Raw genomic sequence first — 19,121 nt, 5'->3', positions numbered from 1 at the left:
TTTTAACTTTTTTTCTGATAATTCCTCAGTTTCAAAACCTGGTGAAGCCAATAACACAAAATTTATGGATAATCATGCAAATCAAAAAAGGATTTTTATCCAAAAAGCAGCTGCTGTATGGTATTTTAAACCGATTACAGCAGCTTAGCCGTCTATTCCTTTTCCTCCTTTGGCTTCTCCGTTACATAGCCGCAGTGCTCATCCGCGCACAAAAGTTTGTTTCCTTTTTCCAGCATATAGCCTCCGCAGTTGGGACACTTCTCTTTGGATGGCTTCTGCCAGGACATAAAATCGCACTCCGGGTTATCTTCACAGCCATAATACTTACGACCCTTTTTCGTCTTTTTCAGGACAATATCTTTCCCGCACTTGGGACAGGGAACTCCAATTTTCTCCAGGTACGGTTTTGTATTCCGGCAGTCGGGAAAGCCGGGACACGCCAGAAATCTTCCGTGAGGGCCGTACTTAATTACCATGTTTCGGCCACATTCTTCACAGATAACATCCGTCACCTCGTCTTCTATTTTTACCTGTTCCAATTCCTGTTCGGCTGCCTTTACTGCCTCGTCCAAATCAGGATAAAAATTGCGGATTACGGTTTTCCAGTATACACTGCCGTCTTCGACTTTATCCAGAAGTTCTTCGAAAGTAGCGGTAAAGTTCACATCCACAATGCTGGGAAAAGCCTGCTTCATGATATTATTCACCACTTCTCCCAACTCTGTAATATAAAGGTTCTTGTTCTCCTTTGCCACATAGCGGCGGGCTATAATTGTGGTTATCGTAGGGGCATAAGTACTGGGACGCCCGATTCCAAGTTCCTCCAGCGTCTTAACCAGAGATGCCTCCGTGTAATGGGCAGGGGGCTGCGTAAAGTGCTGCTGTCCGTCAAAGTTCTCCAGAGAAAGCTCCGTGTTCTCATCCAGGCTCTTCATCATTAGATTATTTTCCGGCTTTTCCTCATCGCTCTGCACATAGACGGCCATAAAACCATCAAATTTTAGTTTTGATGCGGCTACTGTAAAGTAATAGTCTCCGCCTTTAATTTTTACAGACGTTGTCTCGTATTTGGCCGGCTGCATTCTGCTGGCTGTAAACCTTTTCCAAATCAACTGATACAGGCGGAATTGATCCCTGGACAGGGACTCTTTCATGGCAGCAGGGGTTCTGGTAATATCTGTGGGGCGGATTGCCTCGTGAGCATCCTGAATCTTCTTCCCTTTATTGCCGTTCTCTTCTTTCTTCGCTGCATACATTTCTCCATACTGATCCGTGATATACTCTCTTGCCAGCTGATCGGCCTCCTCAGAGATACGGGTAGAATCTGTACGCAGATAAGTAATAATACCTACGGTGCCGTTTCCTTTTATATCAATCCCCTCGTATAGCTGCTGGGCCAGACGCATCGTTTTCTGGGTAGAAAAGTTGAGCGCTTTTGAAGCCTCCTGCTGAAGGGTGCTGGTGGTAAACGGCAGGGGTGCTTTCTTGGTACGCTCGCCTTTTTTAACTTCGGCTACCTGGTATTTTGCCCCTTCCAGATTTTTTAAGATCTTATCCAGCTCCTCCTGGGAATGGATCTCCATCTTTTTCTTCTCACTGCCGTAAAATTTAGCTACCAGGGGCTTTTTCTCCCCTTTGACTTTGAAGGAAGCTTCCAGAGACCAGTATTCCTCCGGTATAAAAGCGTTTATTTCTTCTTCCCTGTCACCGATGATGCGAAGGGCGACAGACTGTACACGGCCGGCACTTAAACCTCTTTTGACTTTCGCCCAGAGGACAGGACTGATATTATAACCTACCATTCGGTCCAGGATCCTTCTGGTCTGCTGGGCATCCACCAGATTCATATCAATATCTCTCGCCTCTTTTATAGAAGCTTTTACCGCTGTTTTTGTAATCTCGTTAAATGTAATCCGGCGCATCTTCTCATCCTGAAGATTCAATGCCTTAGACAGATGCCAGGAGATCGCTTCTCCCTCACGGTCCGGGTCAGTTGCCAGATACACTTTGTCAGCCTTTTTGGATGACTTTCTCAGTCCTGCCAGCAGTTCTCCCTTTCCTCGGATCGTTATATACTTAGGTTCAAAATCATGTTCCACATCAATTCCCAGCTGACTTTTGGGCAAGTCACGCACATGGCCGTTTGATGCAGCCACTTCATAATTTGAACCAAGAAATTTCTTGATTGTTTTTACCTTTGCAGGCGACTCCACAATCACTAAATACTTCGCCATTCCTTACCTCCTCCGGTATTCGGTCCATTTCATTTATTTTATTTTGGCATAATAGTTTTTCATCGGTTCCACTATTAGTTCCTCTAGCTGAAGTTCCAGAAGAATCCCCATAACTTCCTCTGGAGACAGAGGTATTTTTTCTAATAATTGATTCAGATTCTGGGGCTGTAAATCCAGACAACTATACACCATATTTTTCTGACTTTCAAGTCTTATTTGTGATTTTATTAGCAATTTGTCGCTTTTTCCCGGGGAAATTCCCAGTTCTTCCAACAGGCTTTCCACAGAACAGGCGATTCCCGCCCCCTGCTCTATCAGGCGGTTGCATCCATAGCTTAGCTCATCGCTCACACGGCCCGGCAGGGCATATACTGTCTTCCCTTGCTCCAGTGCAAAGTCCGCGGTAATCAAAGAGCCGCTTTTCTCTTTTGCCTCTATAACCAGCACCAGGTCCGCCAGCCCGCTGATTATACGGTTTCGAAGAGGAAAATTCCGGGGCAGGGGTTCATATCCCAGCGGGAGTTCTGACAGCAGCCCTCCCTGTTCAGGGATTTTTTTGTATAAATCATAATTTGACCTGGGATAGCAGATATCTACGCCGCAGCCAAGAACAGCAAAAGTCGGGGTTCCTCCCGCCAGTGCTCCCCGGTGCGCATGGCCGTCTATCCCCCGGGCCATGCCGCTAATAATCTGAACCCCAGCCTGACTCAGAGCTTTTGCATATTCAAACGCCTGCACCTGACCATAATAGCTGCACATTCTCGCCCCTACAATGGCCACGGTGGCCCTGTCCTCTCTGGGTAGCACTCCTCTTACAAACAGCCGGGGCGGCATATCAACGTAATGCAGCAGGCGCCTGGGATACTCCCTGTGAAGTTTATGATAACAGATAACTTCTTTTTCTCCCGTATTCTCCATAATTCCTCCTATTCTGATTTTTATACCCCAGATCCCTTTTCTCTCTGCCTCTGGGAACATAGCGGTATATCCTCTCTTTACTTTGGCAATTAAATTTTCCAATATTTCTTGTCAGCCTTCCTGTAACAGATTGCCTCACTGATATGGCTTTTTAAAAGAATTTCTTCTCCCTCTAAATCTGCTATCGTACGGGCTGTTTTTAAGATTCTATGATAGCCCCTGATACTAAAATTCATCTTTTTATACGCTTTTTCTAAAAGTTCTCTGCCCTGCTTTTCCACAGGACAGTAGGTTTCAAGTTCTGAGCCGGGAATTTGTGAGTTGAAACGTATCTCTGTCCCCCGAAACCTCTCCTCCTGCGTCTTATGTACCCTTGTAATCTCTTTACGAAGTTCAGCAGAGGACGGCCCCTTTTTTCGTTTTACCGCAATATCCTGATACTCCACTGCTCCTGCCTCCACACAGATATCCATCCGATCCAAAAGAGGGCCGCTGATCTTCCGAAGGTATTTACTGATGTCCCCAGGCCGGCAGGTACAGCGGTTCATATCCGGGAAATAGCCGCAGCCGCATGGATTCATGGCAGCAACCACCATACAATTGGCAGGAAAGCAGAAGCTCCCCATTGCCCTTGCGATTGAGATCTGTCTGTCTTCCAGAGGCTGCCTTAGAATCTCCAGGCTGACTCTGGAGAACTCTGTCAATTCATCCAGGAAAAGAATCCCCCTGTGAGCCAAAGTAATTTCTCCCGGACGAGGAATTCTGCCTCCTCCGGCCAAAGCCTGGGGAGAAAGCGTATGATGGGGCGCCCGGAAGGGGCGGGCAGCCATCAGAGGGCTGTCGGCCGGGAGAAGGCCTGCAATACTGTAAATTCTTGATATCTCTATGCATTCTTCCAGAGACGGCTGAGGCATAATCGTAGGGAGCCGTCTTGCCACCATTGTCTTTCCTGCCCCGGGGGGACCTATCATCAAGAAATTGTGAAATCCTGCAGCAGCCACAACCGCCGCCCTTTTCACAGCCTCCTGTCCCTGTATTTCATCAAAATCAAGAGAATATTCCGGTTCCCGGTAAAATACCTCACCGACAGGATTTTCTAGCTGAAAACGCTCAAAATCGCCGCTGCGAAGCATTTCTATGGTTTCTCTTAAGGTGCTGACGCCGGCTACTGGTATTCCCTGGATAATCTGACCCTCTCTCCAGTTTTCCTTTGGAAGTACACAGGCCCTGCAGCCCATCTCCTTCGCTTTATCCACCATAGCCAGAATGCCGGATACCGGGTGTACGGAGCCGTCCAGACTCAATTCTCCTACAATCAAAACATCCTTTACCATGACCTCCTCCAGATACCCCAGAGCAGTCAGGATGGCTGCCGCAATAGGCAGGTCAAAGGCGGGGCCATCCTTTCGCAGATCACCAGGCGACAGATTAATCGTCACCCTTTTTGGGGGAAGCGCAATCCCCATATTGCGCATAGCAGTCTTCACTCTGTCCTGAGCCTCCCGCACCTGGGAAGTAAGATATCCCACCATATTAAACATAGGAAGCCCGTCACTCACATCTGCCTCCACCCTTACCGGAAAACATTCTACTCCCATAATAGCTGCCGACAATACACTGCTGAACATACTTAACTCCTCTCCGAGCCTTTCCACAGGCTCAAATACAATTCACTTATACCTTGGAAATATTTCTTTGACAAATCTGAACAGATAAAGATATGCCTGCTGCAGAAACGCAGAGACAAAAAGAAATAAACTTATTATTTTCTATAGTAATGATTAGTAAAGGATAAACTTGGACGAAGTGTCCCGAAAATACAGAAGTTTAAATAAAAGGTTCTTATATTTTGTCACAAAATTTATGCCATGTCAATTGCACCTTGAAATTAAAAACATAATTTTACCTCTTTTTTCACATACTACATCAAAAGGAGGTGTTTCAAATGGATAAAAAAGAATATTCAGGGTACCAGGTGGCAGATATTACTGAGTCCGATAATTCCATGATCAACCGTCTGGAACAGGAAATCAGTCAGAAGACAGACAAAGACATTGTACTGGTAGCTTATCAGCAGGATAAACAAAGCTAAAACCCCGTTGGGGACAGGTCATACTCATTTTGGGACAGGCCGATCCTATTTTGGGACGTGTTCTTTCTAGAAAGAACACGTCCCCTTTTTCGCCCTTTTCAGATGGAAAAGCACAAAATCTTCTTCTCTCACATAGACTATAAACAAATCCCTTTGAGGTAACCTTTTTGAAGACATTTCTTAAGCCCCTTACCGTAGAAGAGGAGAAATATTATCTTCAGAGATATCAGGGGGGCGACTTGGAAGCTAAAAATGTTCTTATCGAACGAAATTTACGTCTTGTTGCACATGTTGTGAAGAAGTATCAGGGAATAGATGAAGATTTGGATGACTTGATTTCCATAGGAACCGTAGGGCTCATCAAGGCAATACAAACTTTTGACAGCAATAAAGCCAACAGGCTTTCTACCTATGCGGCCAGGTGTATTGACAATGAGCTGTTGATGATGCTCCGCTCACGCAAAAAGACGTCCAAAGAAGTCTCCCTCTATGAACCCATTGGCACAGATAAGGAAGGCAATGAAATTCATCTGCTGGACATTATAGAAAATGTTCCGGTAGATGTAGTAGATACCTATACATTCAAAGAAGATGTAAAAAAATTATATGAGCTGATTGAGTCTGTTCTGACCCCCAGAGAATACGAGGTGGTAAAGCTTCGCTATGGCCTGTTTGGAGAGGAAGAGTATACCCAGCGGGAAATAGCAAAGCGGCTGAATATCAGCCGCTCTTACGTCTCTAGAATAGAAAAAAATGCCCTTCTGAAATTACGCAGATTCTTCCTGCCGTCTTAAGATATCGTATGGATCCAGTTCTATTCCCAGATCAAGATATAACACCTCTTTTGGATGGGGAGCACTTTCCCGGGGACTGCCCTCCTCATCCAGAATGGATCTGACCTGCACAGAAATATTTCTGCCGTCCGGTTTCATGACTTCAATGGTTTCCCCTACAGAGAATTTATTTCTCTGGGTAATCCGGCAGAGCCCGCGGCCATCCACTCCTTCCACATATCCCAGATACGTATACTCTTTCAGATACGTATTCTGGTCATAAATCTGGGTATCAGAATCAGGCTTTCCGTAGAAAAAACCTGTGGTGAACTGACGGTACGTACAGTTAGAGATCTGCTCCCGGTACCAAGGCATATGTTCCCGGTACAAAGCGGGATCTGAAAAATAATCATCAATTGCTTTCCTGTAGGTTCTGGCTACGGTTGCAACATAGAGGGCTGTCTTCATCCGGCCCTCTATCTTTAAGCTGTCGATTCCGCAGGTAAGTACATCCTCCATATGTTCAATCATACAGAGATCTTTTGAATTGAAGATATAAGTACCCCGTTCATTCTCGTAGACAGGCATATATTCATTTGGCCTTGTCTCCTCCACAATGGAATATTTCCACCGGCAGGGATGGGTACAGGCTCCCTGATTGGCATCCCGTCCGGTAAAGTAATTGCTGAGCAGACACCTCCCGGAATAGGAGATGCACATTGCACCGTGTATAAAGGTCTCAATCTCCAGTTCCTCTGGAATCCGGCTGCGAATCCCCCTGATCTCCTCCAGAGACAGTTCTCTGGCCGATACCACCCGTTTTGCTCCCAGCCTATGCCAGAACAGATAGGTCTCGTAATTGGTGTTATTCGCCTGGGTGCTGATATGCCGCTCGATCTCAGGACATACTTCCCCGGCGATCATAAACACACCGGGATCGGCTATTATAAGCCCATCCGGTCTGATTTCCCTAAGCTCCCGGAAGTATGCGCGGATCCCTTCCAGATCATAGTTATGAGCCAGGATATTGGCTGTCACATAAACCTTTACGTCATGATCATGGGCAAACTGTATGCCCTCTATCATTTCATCCATGGAAAAGTTCTTAGCCTTTGCCCTCAGTCCGAAGGCTTCCCCTCCGATATACACCGCATCCGCACCGTATATCACGGCTATTTTCAATACCTCCAGACTGCTGGCAGGCACTAATAATTCTGGTTTTTTCATTGCATTATCACTCATTTAATTTTTGTGCTCATAGTTACGCCATCCCCCAGAGGAAGGATGGCAGTTTCCAATTGTTCATGATGTTTCAATGTATAGAGATACTCCCGCATCCGTTTATAGATGGTCCGGTTTCTCCTCTCCACGGCAAAATGGGATTCAATGATATCTCCGTCCTGAAGCACATTGTCTGAGAGCAGGACTCCTCCAGTGCGCAGAAGCCTGAGAATCTCAGGAAGAAAGTGAATATATTGACCCTTAGCAGCATCCATAAATATCAAATCATACCTATCATCAAGATCTCTCAGTATATCTGCCGCATCACCCTCCAAAAGAGTAATCACATCCTCTTTTCCTGCCTTTTTGAAATTCTCTCTGGCTATGGGAATTCGTTTGTCATAATTTTCTATGGTTGTAATCCGGCAGCCCTGTGGAGCATATTCGCTCATCAAAAGCGCGGAAAACCCTACCGCAGTCCCTACTTCCAATATGTTCAGAGGGCGAAGGGACAGAAGCAGCACCTTTAAAAAGCTCTGCATCTCCCTACGGATAATCGGGACACGATTCTGGACCGCCTCTATCTCAAGCTGGTCCAAAAATGGGGTATTCCCTCTGTCCAGGGAATTTATATAGGCAGCCATTCTCTCCTCTACAATCATCTGTCAGTCTCCCATCCTGCTTATTCCTGGCCTTCTTCAGCCCCCTCTTCCCCAGAGTCGCCTTCACCGCCCTGGGGATCGTCTCCGTCCTGAGGATCCTGGCTTACTTTTTCCAGATTCTCGTCCGCAGTCTTGTCCGCTTCGTCCTTTGTGCCGCCTTCCTCTTTGTCTTCCTGTTCAGGCTGGCCTTCCGTATTCTCACGGGCCAGAATCGCCATCATCTCATCTGCGGTCTGGGACGTGTTCAGAATGTAAGTCCCGGCCTGCAGTTTATCCTTATAGTTTGACAGCTTTTCCTGTACCACAAAAACCTTCGCATCATCAATCAGTCCCTTATTTTTCAGGATTTTACCTATTTTGTATACAGATGTTCCGTCTTTTACCACCACAGTAACATCCTTTCCCTCCCCCTGGGACACAGGTACCTGATTAAAGATATCGTATCCAAAGCTGTAAGCAGTTTTACCTACATATATGATTGCGAATATCACACAGACATACAGAAGAATTCTGAAAAACCCACCTGCGATAGCTACTCCATGTCCATCGTCTCTCATTCTATTAGCCATAACATTCTCCTTACTTTTACAGATCCGGCACGTCGATTTCAATCCCCTGGTGAATCGTTGCATTTATATTCTGCAGCTGCCTGCAGAGGGCCTGTTCCGCCAAAAGGAACTCTCTCACCTGAGGGATCTCCAGCAGTTCATCCATACGCTCCGCCACCTGATCAATGGCCTCGTACAGATCAATGTCCTTTTCCTCATTCTGCATACGATAGTTCAGAATTCGCAATTCATCCATTTTTGCTTTTTCTTCCGGCATCAGCTTCAGTTCATCCAGCGCCCTTTTGTAGCGTTTATAAACATCACCGGTGCGGATGGCTGCTGCCAGCCTTTCCGTACAGGTTTCTATCAAACTCATTTTATCACCTCTAAGCCTCCATAATAATGGGCAGGATCATCGGTCTTCTCTTTGTGCGTTTCCATACAAATTCACCGAGGGAATCCTTGATGACTCCTTTTATTCTGCCCCAATCGGAGATTCTTTTATCCAGACAAACGTCCAGGGCATCTTCCACAACAACTCTGGCCTCTCCCATCAGGTCCTCCGATTCCCTTACATAGACAAATCCTCTGGACACAATATCCGGACCAGCAAGCAGCTGATTACTCCTTCTCTCCAGGGTGAGAACTACGATAATGATGCCGTCCTCAGCCAGATGCTGGCGGTCTCTGAGCACAATATTTCCTACATCTCCCACGCCAAGGCCGTCTACCAGGATACTTCCTGTATGCACTTTTCCCGTCACTTCCGCCTTGTCATCGCTTACCTCCAGAACATCTCCTGAAGACAGAATAAAAATATTGTCCTTATCTATCCCCAGCTGCTCAACCACCTTAGCCTGTGCCTTAAGGTGACGGTATTCCCCATGCGCCGGTATAGCATACTTGGGCTTCACCAGAGAATAGATCAGTTTAATTTCTTCCTGGCAGGCGTGTCCCGATACATGAGCATCCTGGAAGATAACATCCGCCCCTTTCATCCCAAGTTCGTTGATTACCTTTGATACTGCCTTTTCGTTCCCGGGAATGGGATTCGAGCTGAATATAATAGTATCACCTGGTTTTATAGATACCTTTTTATGAATACTGGCTGCCATACGGGACAGAGCCGCCATAGATTCTCCCTGGCTGCCGGTGGTAATCAGCGTCATCTGCTCATCCGGATAATTCTTCATCTGATCAATTTCAACCAGTGTTTTCTCCGGAATCTTCAGATAGCCCAGTTCAGAAGCTGTGGTAATAACGTTCACCATGCTGCGTCCCTCTACCGCCACTTTTCTGCCGAACTTATAAGCAGAATTAATAATCTGCTGCACCCTGTCTACATTGGACGCAAACGTGGCAATGATAATCCTGGTATTCTTGTGTTCTGAAAATATATTGTCAAAGGTGCGTCCCACGGTGCGCTCCGACATGGTAAATCCCGGCCGTTCCGCGTTGGTACTGTCACACATAAGAGCAAGCACGCCCTTCTTTCCGATCTCGGCAAACCTCTGCAGGTCAATAGCATCCCCGAACACCGGCGTATAATCCACTTTAAAGTCGCCTGTGTGCACCACGATCCCCGCGGGGGAGTAGATGGCCAGAGCAGATGCATCCTGGATGCTGTGGTTTGTCTTAATAAATTCAATGCGGAAAGCCCCCAGATTGATGGACTGTCCGTGTTTGATCACTTTTCTCTTGGTTGTTTTCAGCAGGTTGTGCTCTTTTAATTTATTATCTATCAGTCCTATGGTAAGCTTTGTCGCATAGATAGGAACGTTAATTTCTTTTAAAATATAGGGCAGCGCCCCGATATGATCCTCATGCCCATGGGTAATCACAAATCCTTTTACCTTCTGAATATTATCCTTCAGATACGTCACGTCCGGGATCACAAGGTCGATTCCCAGCATATCATCCTCCGGAAAAGAAAGTCCGCAGTCAACTACCACAATGCTGTCCTCGTATTCAAAGGCAGTCATATTTAAACCAATCTGTTCCAGCCCGCCCAGGGGTATTATTTTCAAGCTTGTGCCATTATTCTTTTTTTTCAAAATGATTCCTCCGTCATATGATATAATTGGCACCTCATTCTACTTTATTCTGTTCTTTCGTACAATCTCTGCAATATCCAAAAAGCTTCACCTCGTGATCCGTTACGGTAAACCCAAGGGAATCCCTGATATGCTCCTCTAATTGTTCCAGAAAGTCATCTTCCAGTGAGATAATCTTTCCGCACGATATACAAATCAGATGGTGGTGGTGGTGTCTGTCCCGGCCTTTATCCTGGCCAATCTCATACCGCACACATCCATCATCCAGATTAATCCGATCAATTAAATGCAAATCTAATAAAATCTGAATGGTCCGGTAAACCGTAGCAAGTCCTATCTCAGGAAATTCTGCTTTTACCAGATCATAAATTTCTTCTGCTGTCAGGTGCCGATCGGGACAGCCAGCCAGCACTTCCAATATCCGTAGTCTCTGGTTGGTTACTTTCAACCCGTTTTTTCTTAAAATCTCTGCAAACTCTTGGCTGTCTGTCACGTTCTCACCTCTTACCTTCACTTTTACGTAGAATAAAGTGCATTGTTCACTTATTATTATTTCACAAATTCAACATCTTCTAACATAGTTTCAAAAACTTTAAACACGGCGTCATACTCCGTGTCGTCCTCTACGAATACATAGCAGGCCTCTTCGTCCTCTTCCTCAGAGATATCCTTCAGGATATAAGCCTCGCTTCCTTCTTCTTCGTCTTCCTCGTCCGGATCTACTACCAGAAGATAGTTATGTCCGTTTACTCTTGTCTGTTCCAGAATACCGAATTCCAGCTGAATCCCGTCGTCTCCGTCAAATATAATGGTCTCCATACCTGACATCCTTTCTTCACAATATTAAGTTTTAGCTAAGGGAATCTAAATATCCCTGCAAAATAAATACAGCGGCAAGCTTGTCCACATATTTGCCGCGGTCTTCCCTGCGAACCCCGCTCTCCATCAGCGTCCGATTCGCCTCCACTGTCGTCAGCCTTTCATCCCACATCACAACAGGCAGGCCTGTCCTTCTCTCCAGAACATCTTTTAGCTCAAGAGATTTGACAGCCCTGTCCCCAACGGTATTATTCATATTTTTAGGAAAGCCTAACACAATGGTTTCTACTTCATATTCACGTACCAATTCTTCAATCCGCGCCAGGGACTTGCGAAGCTTATTCTCGTCCTTGCGATGAATGGTTTCGATTCCCTGGGCAGTCAAACCTAAGGGGTCACTGACAGCTACCCCTATGGTTTTTGAACCGTAATCAAGTCCCATAATTCTCATAGATTAATCTCGTTTCCAGGATTTATTCTTGATATACTCCTTGAGGAGTTCTTCAACCAGCTCATCTCTTTCCACCTTCATAATCATGCTTCTGGCACCTTTGTGGCTGGTAATATAAGTGGGATCTCCGGACATAATGTAGCCAACGATCTGGTTAACCGGATTGTAACCTTTCTCGTCCATCGCATTATATACCAGATCCAGAATCTCTTTTACCTGGATCTCCGGTTCTGTTTTTACTTTGAAATATTGTGTATTGCTAATATTATTGTTTGCCATATTTTCACGCCCTTACCTAAACTTTCTTTTATTCTAATATAAAACTACACAGAATTCAATGGATATTTTCTACTATATTTCACAAATAATTGTATCTTTTGTCGAAAAACCGCGAACGGTTCCCCTGGCAATCACATTCTCCAGGTCCTGATCTGTCTCTGCCACTGCCCGGATGTATTCCCTTGTATGACCGGTCCAGAAGCTCTTCCCCTGGATACTTACTGTTTCCTCAAACAAAATTTCCACTTCTTTTCCCAAAAAGGATTCCATATATTCCCTCTGGTGCAGTTCTCCCAGCGCAATTAAATCCCTGCTTCTCTGTGCTTTTACGGCTTCCTGAATCTGGTTCTCCATAGCCGCCGCCCGGGTTCCCTCTCTCCTGGAATATTTAAAAATATGTGTCTCGTAGAACCGAATGCCGTCTATAAACTCCCGGGACTCCTGAAATTCTTTTTCTGTCTCTCCCGGAAATCCCACGATCACATCTGTAGTCAGGGCAGGGTTATCAAATACCTGCCGCAAAAGCCCGCATTTTTCCCGGTACTCCCCGGCACTGTACCGGCGGTTCATCCGCCTCAGCGTCTCATCACAGCCGCTCTGCAGGGAGAGATGAAAATGAGGGCATATCTTGGGCATGTCCGCCAGTGCCCGGGCAAAATCCTCCGTTATAATCCGCGGCTCCAGGGAGCCCAGCCGGATACGCTTTACGCCTTCCATACTGTGTACGGCCTGTATCAGAGACAGCAGACTGTCCCCGCAGTCGATCCCGTAGGAACTCAGGTGGATACCGGTCAGAACAAATTCCTGATACCCGTTGGCCGTCAGACGGTTTACCTCAGCCAAAACCTCTTCCTTGTTTCTGCTTCTGACCCTGCCTCTGGCATAGGGGATGATACAGTAGCTGCAGAACTGATTGCATCCATCCTGAACCTTGAGATAGGCTCTGGTATGCTCACCGGTCTGAGAAAGCTGAAGATTTTCATACTCCAGTGCCTCCTTCATATCCAGAACCTCATCCCTGTCCCCAGCCTTCCCCTGGATATAGGCGTCCAGAATCGACAGAAGATCCTTTTTCTTATTATTGCCCACCACCAGGTCAATGGCGTCATCTTTTTTCAGCCTTTCTTTTCCCACCTGTACATAACATCCCGTTGCCACTACAATGGCATCCGGATTCATTTTCTTGGCTTTGTGAAGCATCTGCCGGGATTTGCGGTCGGCTATATTAGTCACAGTACAGGTGTTGATAATATAAATATCTGCCCCTGGAGCAAAAGGCACGATTTGGTATCCCGCCTCCTCCAGCATCTGCTCCATAGCCTCTGTTTCATATGCATTTACTTTACAGCCCAGGTTGTGCAGGGCAACTTTTTTTTCCATATTTTCTATTCCTAACATTTTCCATTTATTATGCGACTTGACGAATCCTGCTTTTCATCTTTGTATGTTTTCATCTTGACTTTTCCCAGTATAGACGGTAAGATTATCCCTGTAAACAGTACTAATACATAAGGGAGGGATTCCAATGAAAACTGTTCAGATCTCATTAAATTCTATCGATAAAGTAAAATCATTTGTTAACGACATTACTAAGTTTGACTTTGATTTTGATTTAGTATCCGGAAGATACGTAATCGACGCTAAATCAATTATGGGTATTTTCAGCTTAGATTTATCCAAGCCGATCGATTTGAATATCCACGCAAATGAAGGACCTTTGGATACTATTTTAGAGACTTTAAAACCTTACATGATTTAATTTCTCTGCTCTATACAAACCAGAGAACAGACAAAACAGAATGCGGCCTTGCATTGCAGAGGCCGTTTTTTTCTGTCTGTATCCCCGCATTATTCTACGGAAATCACTTCTGTGGTACGGATCGCCTCTTCCATGAGAGCCTCAATCTTTTCCTCCAGATTCTTTTCTGAGCGCTTTATAATATTAAGATTCGGTTTAGTAACCGGGTGTTTTGCCACAAAAATGGTGCAGCAGTCCTCGTAGGGAAGGATAGAAGTCTCATACGTGCCAATCTTCAGAGATACATCCACGATCTCCTGTTTGTCAAATCCAATCACAGGGCGGTACACCGGCAGAGTGCAGACTTCATTCGTAGCTGCCAGACTCTGCATGGTCTGACTGGCCACCTGTCCGATGCTCTCCCCTGTAATCAGTCCCAGGCATCCGTTCTCCCCGGCAAAATGCTCCGCAATCTTCATCATATAGCGTCTCATTATAATAGTCAGCTCATCGTGAGGGCACTTTTCATAGATGTAGAGCTGAATATCTGTAAAGTTCACCACATGCAGTTGAATGGGACCGCTGTACCTGGCTACCAGGCGGGCAAGGTCTACTACCTTCTGCTTGGCTCGCTCACTGGTATAGGGAGGCGCATGAAAGTATACAGCATCAATTTTCACCCCTCTTTTGGAGATCATATAGCCCGCTACCGGACTGTCAATCCCCCCGGAGAGAAGCAGCATTGCCTTCCCGTTGGTTCCAATGGGCATTCCTCCCGGCCCGGGGATAATCTCTGAATATATATAAATCTTACTGCGGATTTCCACATTCAGCATAATCTCCGGATGGTGCACATCCACCCGCATAGACGGAAATGCGTCCAGAACAGCCCCTCCCAGTTCGCAGTTCAGCTCCATAGAGTTGAGAGGATAGCTTTTCTTTGCCCTTCTGGCATTGACCTTGAAGCTTTTCTTCTTATCCGGGTACATGCGGTCCATATAAGAGACAACCTCTTTTGCCAGTTCCTCATAGCCGTTATCCTCCAGCACCACAACCGGACAGATTCCGAAGATTCCAAACACCCGCTTCAGAGCCTCCACAGTCTCCTCATAGTCAAACGCACCCTCTGCAAAGACATAGATACGCCCCTGTTCCTTGGTTACGTTAAACGTCCCCTCTACTTCCCTGAGCACCTGCCTTATCCTGGCTACCAGAGCGTCCTCAAAAAGATATCTGTTTTTTCCCTTGATTCCAATCTCTGCGTATTTAATCAAAAATGCTTTAAACATAGTATTCTCCTTTATTAATAACGGGCATATCTGCGAAGCATGGGAACGGCTTCCCTGAGGGCCTCCAGACAATACTCCAGTTCTTCCTGCGTGGTAAATTCTGAGAAGCTGAAGCGCACCGCAGATTCCATTTCCGCTTTTGACGCTCCCATTGCCGACAAGGTTGGGCTCCCCGTCCGCTTATGTGCGGAACAGGCAGACCCCGCAGATACATATATCCCCTTTTCCTCCAGTGTATGGAGAAGGACTTCGCTGCGGACTCCCAGAAAGCTTGCATTTACAATATGGGGAGCACCCTGCTGTGTGTCCATGCCGTGGATCACCACATCCGGAATCCCTTCCAGCTGTCCCCTGAAATATGCCTTCAGCTCATACAGCTTTGCGATTTTACGGTCAAAGTCCCGGTATATTTCTTCCACGGCAGCTCCCAGTCCTGCAATCCCCGGAACATTGTCTGTTCCGGACCGCATATTCTTCTGCTGCCCTCCTCCAAGTATCAGAGGGCGTATCCTGCATTTCTCATTGATATATAAAATGCCGGTCCCCTTCGGGCCGTGAATCTTATGACCGCTCACCGCCAGCAGATCCACCCCCAGTTTTTTGGGGAATATACGGTATTTGCCGAAAGCCTGTATAGCATCCACATGATATACTGCCCCCGGCGCCTTATCTTTTAACAGCTTTCCGATTTCTTCCACAGGCTGCAGGGAGCCTATTTCGTTATTCACAAACATAGTAGACACCAGAATGGTGTCCTCCCGGAGGGCGTCCTCCAGATCCTTTAGGGATATTATCCCCATCCGGTTCACCGGCAGTACAGTTACCTGGAATCCCTGCTCTGCCAGATAGGCCAGGGGAGCTGATACCGCCGGATGCTCTACTGCCGTGGTGATAATGTGCTTTCCCTGCCGTTGATTCGCCATGGCCGCACCGATCAGGGCCCAATTGTCGGACTCCGTCCCCCCGGAAGTAAAATATATTTCTTTTTCCTGTACCTTCATAGCCCTGGCTGCCCTCTGGGCTGCGTTCTTTACATACTGTTCTGCCTCTACTCCCTTGGCATGCATGGCAGAGGGATTCCCGTAATCAGTTATCATCGTCTTCACCACCACATCCCTGACACTCTCATAGCATCTGGTAGTAGCTGAATTATCTAAATAAGCTTCCATTTTATTTCCTCCAAGTTTCACCCCACGTTCCTGTCACTCCCTGCTTTTTTCAGCTGCCGCCGGTTCCCCTTCCAGGGTAAACATCAGAACAGACAGTACTGCAATTCCCGCCGTTTCCGTCCGCAGGATCCGTTTTCCCAAGGTAATAGGCCGCATTCCGGCCTGCATGGCCATGGCGATCTCTTCTTCCCCGAATCCTCCCTCTGGCCCGATAAAGACAGCCGCTGACTGGCCGGGACGTATTCCGGCAATGATCTCTCTTGTCTCAGCCATATTCTCAGCCAGTTCATAAGGGATCAGTCTTACCTCCATATCACAGGCCCTTTTCACCGCCTGGGGAAAAGACATAAGTGCTCCCACCTGGGGGATATATAGCCGCTTAGACTGCTTGGCCGCACTCTCAGCTATTGCCTGCCATCTCTTCCTCTTATTCTCTTCCTTCTTTTTATCCAGCTTAACCACCGTATTTCTTGTAGCCACCGGAATTATCTCATACACCCCCAGTTCTACCGCTTTCTGAATGATCCATTCCATCTTGTCAGACTTTGGCAGTCCCTGGAACAGTGTAATTCTGGACGGCAGTTCTCTTCTTGCATCCAGGCATGTGAGAATTTTAGTCTTTACCTCTTTGTTCAGCTCCAGGATCTCACAAGTATACTCAATGCCGGAACCGTCGCTGATCCCAATGATTTCTCCAGGCTTCATACGGAGCACATTTTTCATATGATTCACATCATTTCCTATGATGGTAATCTCCTCTTGGCCTACTTGTTCAGGCTCTACAAAAAAACGATGCATATTCCCACCTAATTCTTTCTGGCTGTCACGGATACCCACTCTCCCTGGCGGGTTACCTCCAGCACTTCCAGGCCGGCTTCCTTCACCGCATTTACCACAACTGCTTCTTTGTCCTCAATAATGCCTGAGGTAATGTAAATCCCCCCCTGTTTCATCTGGTTTATAATAACAGGGGTCAGGGGAACCAGCACATCGGCCAGGATATTCGCCGTGACAACGTCATATTTTTCATACCCTACGGCATCCTGGGTTGCTCTGTCGTCTATCAGATTCCCGATCATCATGGTAAATGCGTCTGCCGGGATATTATTTGCCTCTTTGTTTTCTTCTACTGCCGGCACAGCACAGGGATCCAGATCAGTTCCTACCGCATGCTTCGCCCCCAGCTTCAGTGCCACAATAGACAGAATACCGCTGCCTGTCCCCACATCCAGAAGCTCTGTCTCTTCTGTCACATATTTTTTCAGCTGCCGGATACACAGCTGCGTGGTCTCGTGCATCCCCGTTCCAAAAGCAGTCCCGGGATCTATGTGGATGATCAGCCTATCCTTGTCCTCTTCCTTCACCTTTTCCCAGGAGGGTATAATGAGAATATCATCCACATAAAACTGTTTAAAATATTCCTTCCAGTTATTTATCCAGTCTTTATCTTCCGTCTGGCTTGCAGCAATGCTTCCCTCTCCGATATCCGTATAAGCGCGCATGTCCTCCAGTTCTCTCTTTACACGTTCCAGAACAGAACTTGTGTCTGCATCCTCCTCCAGATAAAAGCTCAGATACGCGACCCCGTCATCCTCCGGAAAGTCAGGCAGAATATCCACAAACATCCGCTGTTTGTCCTCTTCTGTCAGCGGCTGCTTGTCCTCAATCTCCACCCCTTCGATTCCCAGATCTACCAGTGCCGAGATGACAAGATCCTCAGCCTCTGTGGTTGTTTTAACAGTGAATTTATTCCATTTCATATAATACCTCTTTCTTTATCCGTACTTTTCGCCTACTTTCTGTTTTATCATAAAACAGGGCAAATGTATAGCCTTTCTTACAGGAACATACAGGTTACAGTTATTGTCAAAACTGATAAAACTGTAGTGTAGACAATGCCTTTTGCTACCACGGAATCGTCTTTCCCGAATTGTTTGTTCAGCATCGCCGGAAGATTACCCACCGGCACGGCAATCATAAGTGCCAGAACCCCCCGCATCATCTCATCTTTTAACACTAGCTTAGAGAGCAGCACCGCTAAAATAGGCACCGCCACAAAGCGCAGAAGGGTAAACAGCAAAAGCCTTACATCGGAAACCACCTCCCGCAGATTCATCTGCGCCAGTGAGGTTCCTATCACAAACAAAGATAAAAAAGTAGCAGGCTGCCCGGCATAGTTCAGCAGCTGGGCGGCCACATTGGGAACCGGTATATGAAACCAGAAAATGATAATGGTAATCAGGCTGGCTATGGTTCCCGGATTAATACAGGATTTCAGACGGAACCCGCCCTGTTCGCCTTCCATATCCTTTCTGATAATGTAGATTCCGTATGTATAGATCAGAATGTTAAAAGCCAGATTATAGATTGCCACATAGATCAGAGCATCCTGTCCCAGAAGTCCGGAGACCACAGGAATACCGATAAACCCCACGTTGCCGAATATAGTCATCATCATATAATCACTTTTTCTCGGCTTGGGGACCAAAAGAAGAGCAGATATCAAATGTCCCAGCAGAATCAGTACGGCAAAGGACAGAACCGTGACAATAGTAAAGACGAGTACATTATGCTGAGTGACGGAGGATTCCCTGGAGACACTGCTTATTAGAAGAACAGGGCTGCACAGATTTACAACCATCACCGAAATATCCTTTGCAGCCTGTTCACTCACCAGCTTTTGCTTAAAAAAGAAAAAGCCTATCATCATAAGAATAAATATCATAACCATCTGGCCAAGTACAAGTGAAAAACTCATTTTTTTATATCCTTCCGTATTCTCTCCATAAAAAGAACTCCTAAAGACTTCAGAATAAAGTCTTATAAGAGTTCTGATACTGCATTTAATTATATCTTCTCTCAGATATAAAAGTC

21 protein-coding genes are annotated in these 19,121 nt (G+C 46.3%); 3 read left to right on the top strand and 18 right to left on the bottom strand.

Annotated features, from left to right (window positions below):
* Nucleotides 1-152: 152 nt before the first annotated feature.
* From topA to ACGHCT_RS05935, 3 genes are all read right to left on the bottom strand, one after another.
* Entirely contained in the window at nucleotides 153-2,234 is a 2,082-nt protein-coding gene (topA, locus tag ACGHCT_RS05945) for a type I DNA topoisomerase (RefSeq protein WP_072849118.1), read from the bottom strand.
* Between the two features lie 33 nt (nucleotides 2,235-2,267).
* A complete protein-coding gene (dprA, locus tag ACGHCT_RS05940) occupies nucleotides 2,268-3,152 on the bottom strand; it encodes a DNA-processing protein DprA (protein WP_072849362.1) in 885 nt (294 codons plus the stop codon).
* 89 nt (nucleotides 3,153-3,241) lie between these two features.
* The gene (locus tag ACGHCT_RS05935) at nucleotides 3,242-4,780 is read right to left on the bottom strand and encodes a YifB family Mg chelatase-like AAA ATPase (RefSeq protein WP_072849119.1); all 1,539 of its coding nucleotides are present in this window, start codon (nucleotides 4,778-4,780) and stop codon (nucleotides 3,242-3,244) included.
* Between the two features lie 317 nt (nucleotides 4,781-5,097).
* Between ACGHCT_RS05935 and ACGHCT_RS05930 the strand changes: the two genes are divergently transcribed.
* Nucleotides 5,098-5,244 (top strand): hypothetical protein, encoded by a 147-nt coding sequence (locus tag ACGHCT_RS05930; RefSeq protein WP_167594271.1) that lies wholly within the window; start codon nucleotides 5,098-5,100, stop codon nucleotides 5,242-5,244.
* A gap of 167 nt (nucleotides 5,245-5,411) precedes the next feature.
* On the top strand, nucleotides 5,412-6,038 hold the full coding sequence (gene sigK / locus ACGHCT_RS05925) for an RNA polymerase sporulation sigma factor SigK (protein ID WP_072849121.1): 627 nt from the start codon (nucleotides 5,412-5,414) through the stop codon (nucleotides 6,036-6,038).
* On the opposite strand, the gene ACGHCT_RS05920 is transcribed toward sigK, so the two are convergent.
* From ACGHCT_RS05920 to mtaB, 10 genes are all read right to left on the bottom strand, one after another.
* On the bottom strand, nucleotides 6,012-7,244 hold the full coding sequence (locus ACGHCT_RS05920; protein WP_390438866.1) for a U32 family peptidase: 1,233 nt from the start codon (nucleotides 7,242-7,244) through the stop codon (nucleotides 6,012-6,014). The two genes, sigK and ACGHCT_RS05920, sit on opposite strands and share 27 nt — an antisense overlap.
* A gap of 11 nt (nucleotides 7,245-7,255) precedes the next feature.
* Nucleotides 7,256-7,900, bottom strand: a complete 645-nt coding sequence (locus ACGHCT_RS05915) for an O-methyltransferase (protein WP_072849122.1) — start codon at nucleotides 7,898-7,900, stop codon at nucleotides 7,256-7,258.
* 20 nt (nucleotides 7,901-7,920) lie between these two features.
* A complete protein-coding gene (locus tag ACGHCT_RS05910; protein ID WP_390438864.1) occupies nucleotides 7,921-8,469 on the bottom strand; it encodes an endolytic transglycosylase MltG in 549 nt (182 codons plus the stop codon).
* A gap of 16 nt (nucleotides 8,470-8,485) precedes the next feature.
* Nucleotides 8,486-8,824: a YlbF family regulator gene (locus tag ACGHCT_RS05905; protein WP_390438862.1), complete on the bottom strand. Its 339-nt coding sequence runs from the start codon at nucleotides 8,822-8,824 to the stop codon at nucleotides 8,486-8,488.
* Nucleotides 8,825-8,834: 10 nt separating this feature from the next.
* Entirely contained in the window at nucleotides 8,835-10,502 is a 1,668-nt protein-coding gene (locus ACGHCT_RS05900) for a ribonuclease J (protein ID WP_390438860.1), read from the bottom strand.
* Nucleotides 10,503-10,536: 34 nt separating this feature from the next.
* Nucleotides 10,537-10,995 carry a Fur family transcriptional regulator gene (locus ACGHCT_RS05895; protein WP_072849126.1) on the bottom strand — a complete coding sequence of 153 codons (459 nt, stop codon included), beginning with the start codon at nucleotides 10,993-10,995 and terminating at the stop codon, nucleotides 10,537-10,539.
* Nucleotides 10,996-11,051: 56 nt separating this feature from the next.
* Nucleotides 11,052-11,321, bottom strand: a complete 270-nt coding sequence (locus ACGHCT_RS05890; RefSeq protein ID WP_072849127.1) for a DUF1292 domain-containing protein — start codon at nucleotides 11,319-11,321, stop codon at nucleotides 11,052-11,054.
* Between the two features lie 31 nt (nucleotides 11,322-11,352).
* Nucleotides 11,353-11,772: a Holliday junction resolvase RuvX gene (gene ruvX, locus ACGHCT_RS05885; protein WP_072849128.1), complete on the bottom strand. Its 420-nt coding sequence runs from the start codon at nucleotides 11,770-11,772 to the stop codon at nucleotides 11,353-11,355.
* 3 nt (nucleotides 11,773-11,775) lie between these two features.
* Entirely contained in the window at nucleotides 11,776-12,051 is a 276-nt protein-coding gene (locus tag ACGHCT_RS05880; protein WP_072849129.1) for an IreB family regulatory phosphoprotein, read from the bottom strand.
* A 72-nt stretch (nucleotides 12,052-12,123) separates the two neighbouring features.
* Nucleotides 12,124-13,431 carry a tRNA (N(6)-L-threonylcarbamoyladenosine(37)-C(2))-methylthiotransferase MtaB gene (mtaB, locus tag ACGHCT_RS05875; RefSeq protein ID WP_390438857.1) on the bottom strand — a complete coding sequence of 436 codons (1,308 nt, stop codon included), beginning with the start codon at nucleotides 13,429-13,431 and terminating at the stop codon, nucleotides 12,124-12,126.
* A gap of 145 nt (nucleotides 13,432-13,576) precedes the next feature.
* Between mtaB and ACGHCT_RS05870 the strand changes: the two genes are divergently transcribed.
* Nucleotides 13,577-13,810 carry a PTS sugar transporter gene (locus tag ACGHCT_RS05870; RefSeq protein WP_072849130.1) on the top strand — a complete coding sequence of 78 codons (234 nt, stop codon included), beginning with the start codon at nucleotides 13,577-13,579 and terminating at the stop codon, nucleotides 13,808-13,810.
* An 89-nt stretch (nucleotides 13,811-13,899) separates the two neighbouring features.
* Here the strand turns inward: ACGHCT_RS05870 and thiI are convergent, their stop codons facing one another.
* The 5 genes from thiI to ACGHCT_RS05845 form a co-directional block, all read right to left on the bottom strand.
* Nucleotides 13,900-15,078 (bottom strand): tRNA uracil 4-sulfurtransferase ThiI, encoded by a 1,179-nt coding sequence (gene thiI, locus ACGHCT_RS05865; protein WP_072849131.1) that lies wholly within the window; start codon nucleotides 15,076-15,078, stop codon nucleotides 13,900-13,902.
* A 14-nt stretch (nucleotides 15,079-15,092) separates the two neighbouring features.
* Nucleotides 15,093-16,247, bottom strand: a complete 1,155-nt coding sequence (locus tag ACGHCT_RS05860) for a cysteine desulfurase family protein (RefSeq protein ID WP_390438855.1) — start codon at nucleotides 16,245-16,247, stop codon at nucleotides 15,093-15,095.
* A 33-nt stretch (nucleotides 16,248-16,280) separates the two neighbouring features.
* Complete coding sequence (locus ACGHCT_RS05855) at nucleotides 16,281-17,045, bottom strand: 16S rRNA (uracil(1498)-N(3))-methyltransferase (protein ID WP_390438853.1); 765 nt, start codon at nucleotides 17,043-17,045, stop codon at nucleotides 16,281-16,283.
* A gap of 8 nt (nucleotides 17,046-17,053) precedes the next feature.
* On the bottom strand, nucleotides 17,054-18,007 hold the full coding sequence (gene prmA / locus ACGHCT_RS05850; RefSeq protein ID WP_390438851.1) for a 50S ribosomal protein L11 methyltransferase: 954 nt from the start codon (nucleotides 18,005-18,007) through the stop codon (nucleotides 17,054-17,056).
* A gap of 77 nt (nucleotides 18,008-18,084) precedes the next feature.
* Entirely contained in the window at nucleotides 18,085-19,005 is a 921-nt protein-coding gene (locus ACGHCT_RS05845; RefSeq protein ID WP_390438849.1) for an AEC family transporter, read from the bottom strand.
* Nucleotides 19,006-19,121: the final 116 nt, after the last annotated feature.

Source organism: Lactonifactor longoviformis, assembly GCF_042848515.1.
GTDB classification, from domain to species: domain Bacteria; phylum Bacillota; class Clostridia; order Lachnospirales; family Lachnospiraceae; genus Lactonifactor; species Lactonifactor longoviformis.
This window is presented reverse-complemented; position numbering and strand designations above follow the sequence as displayed.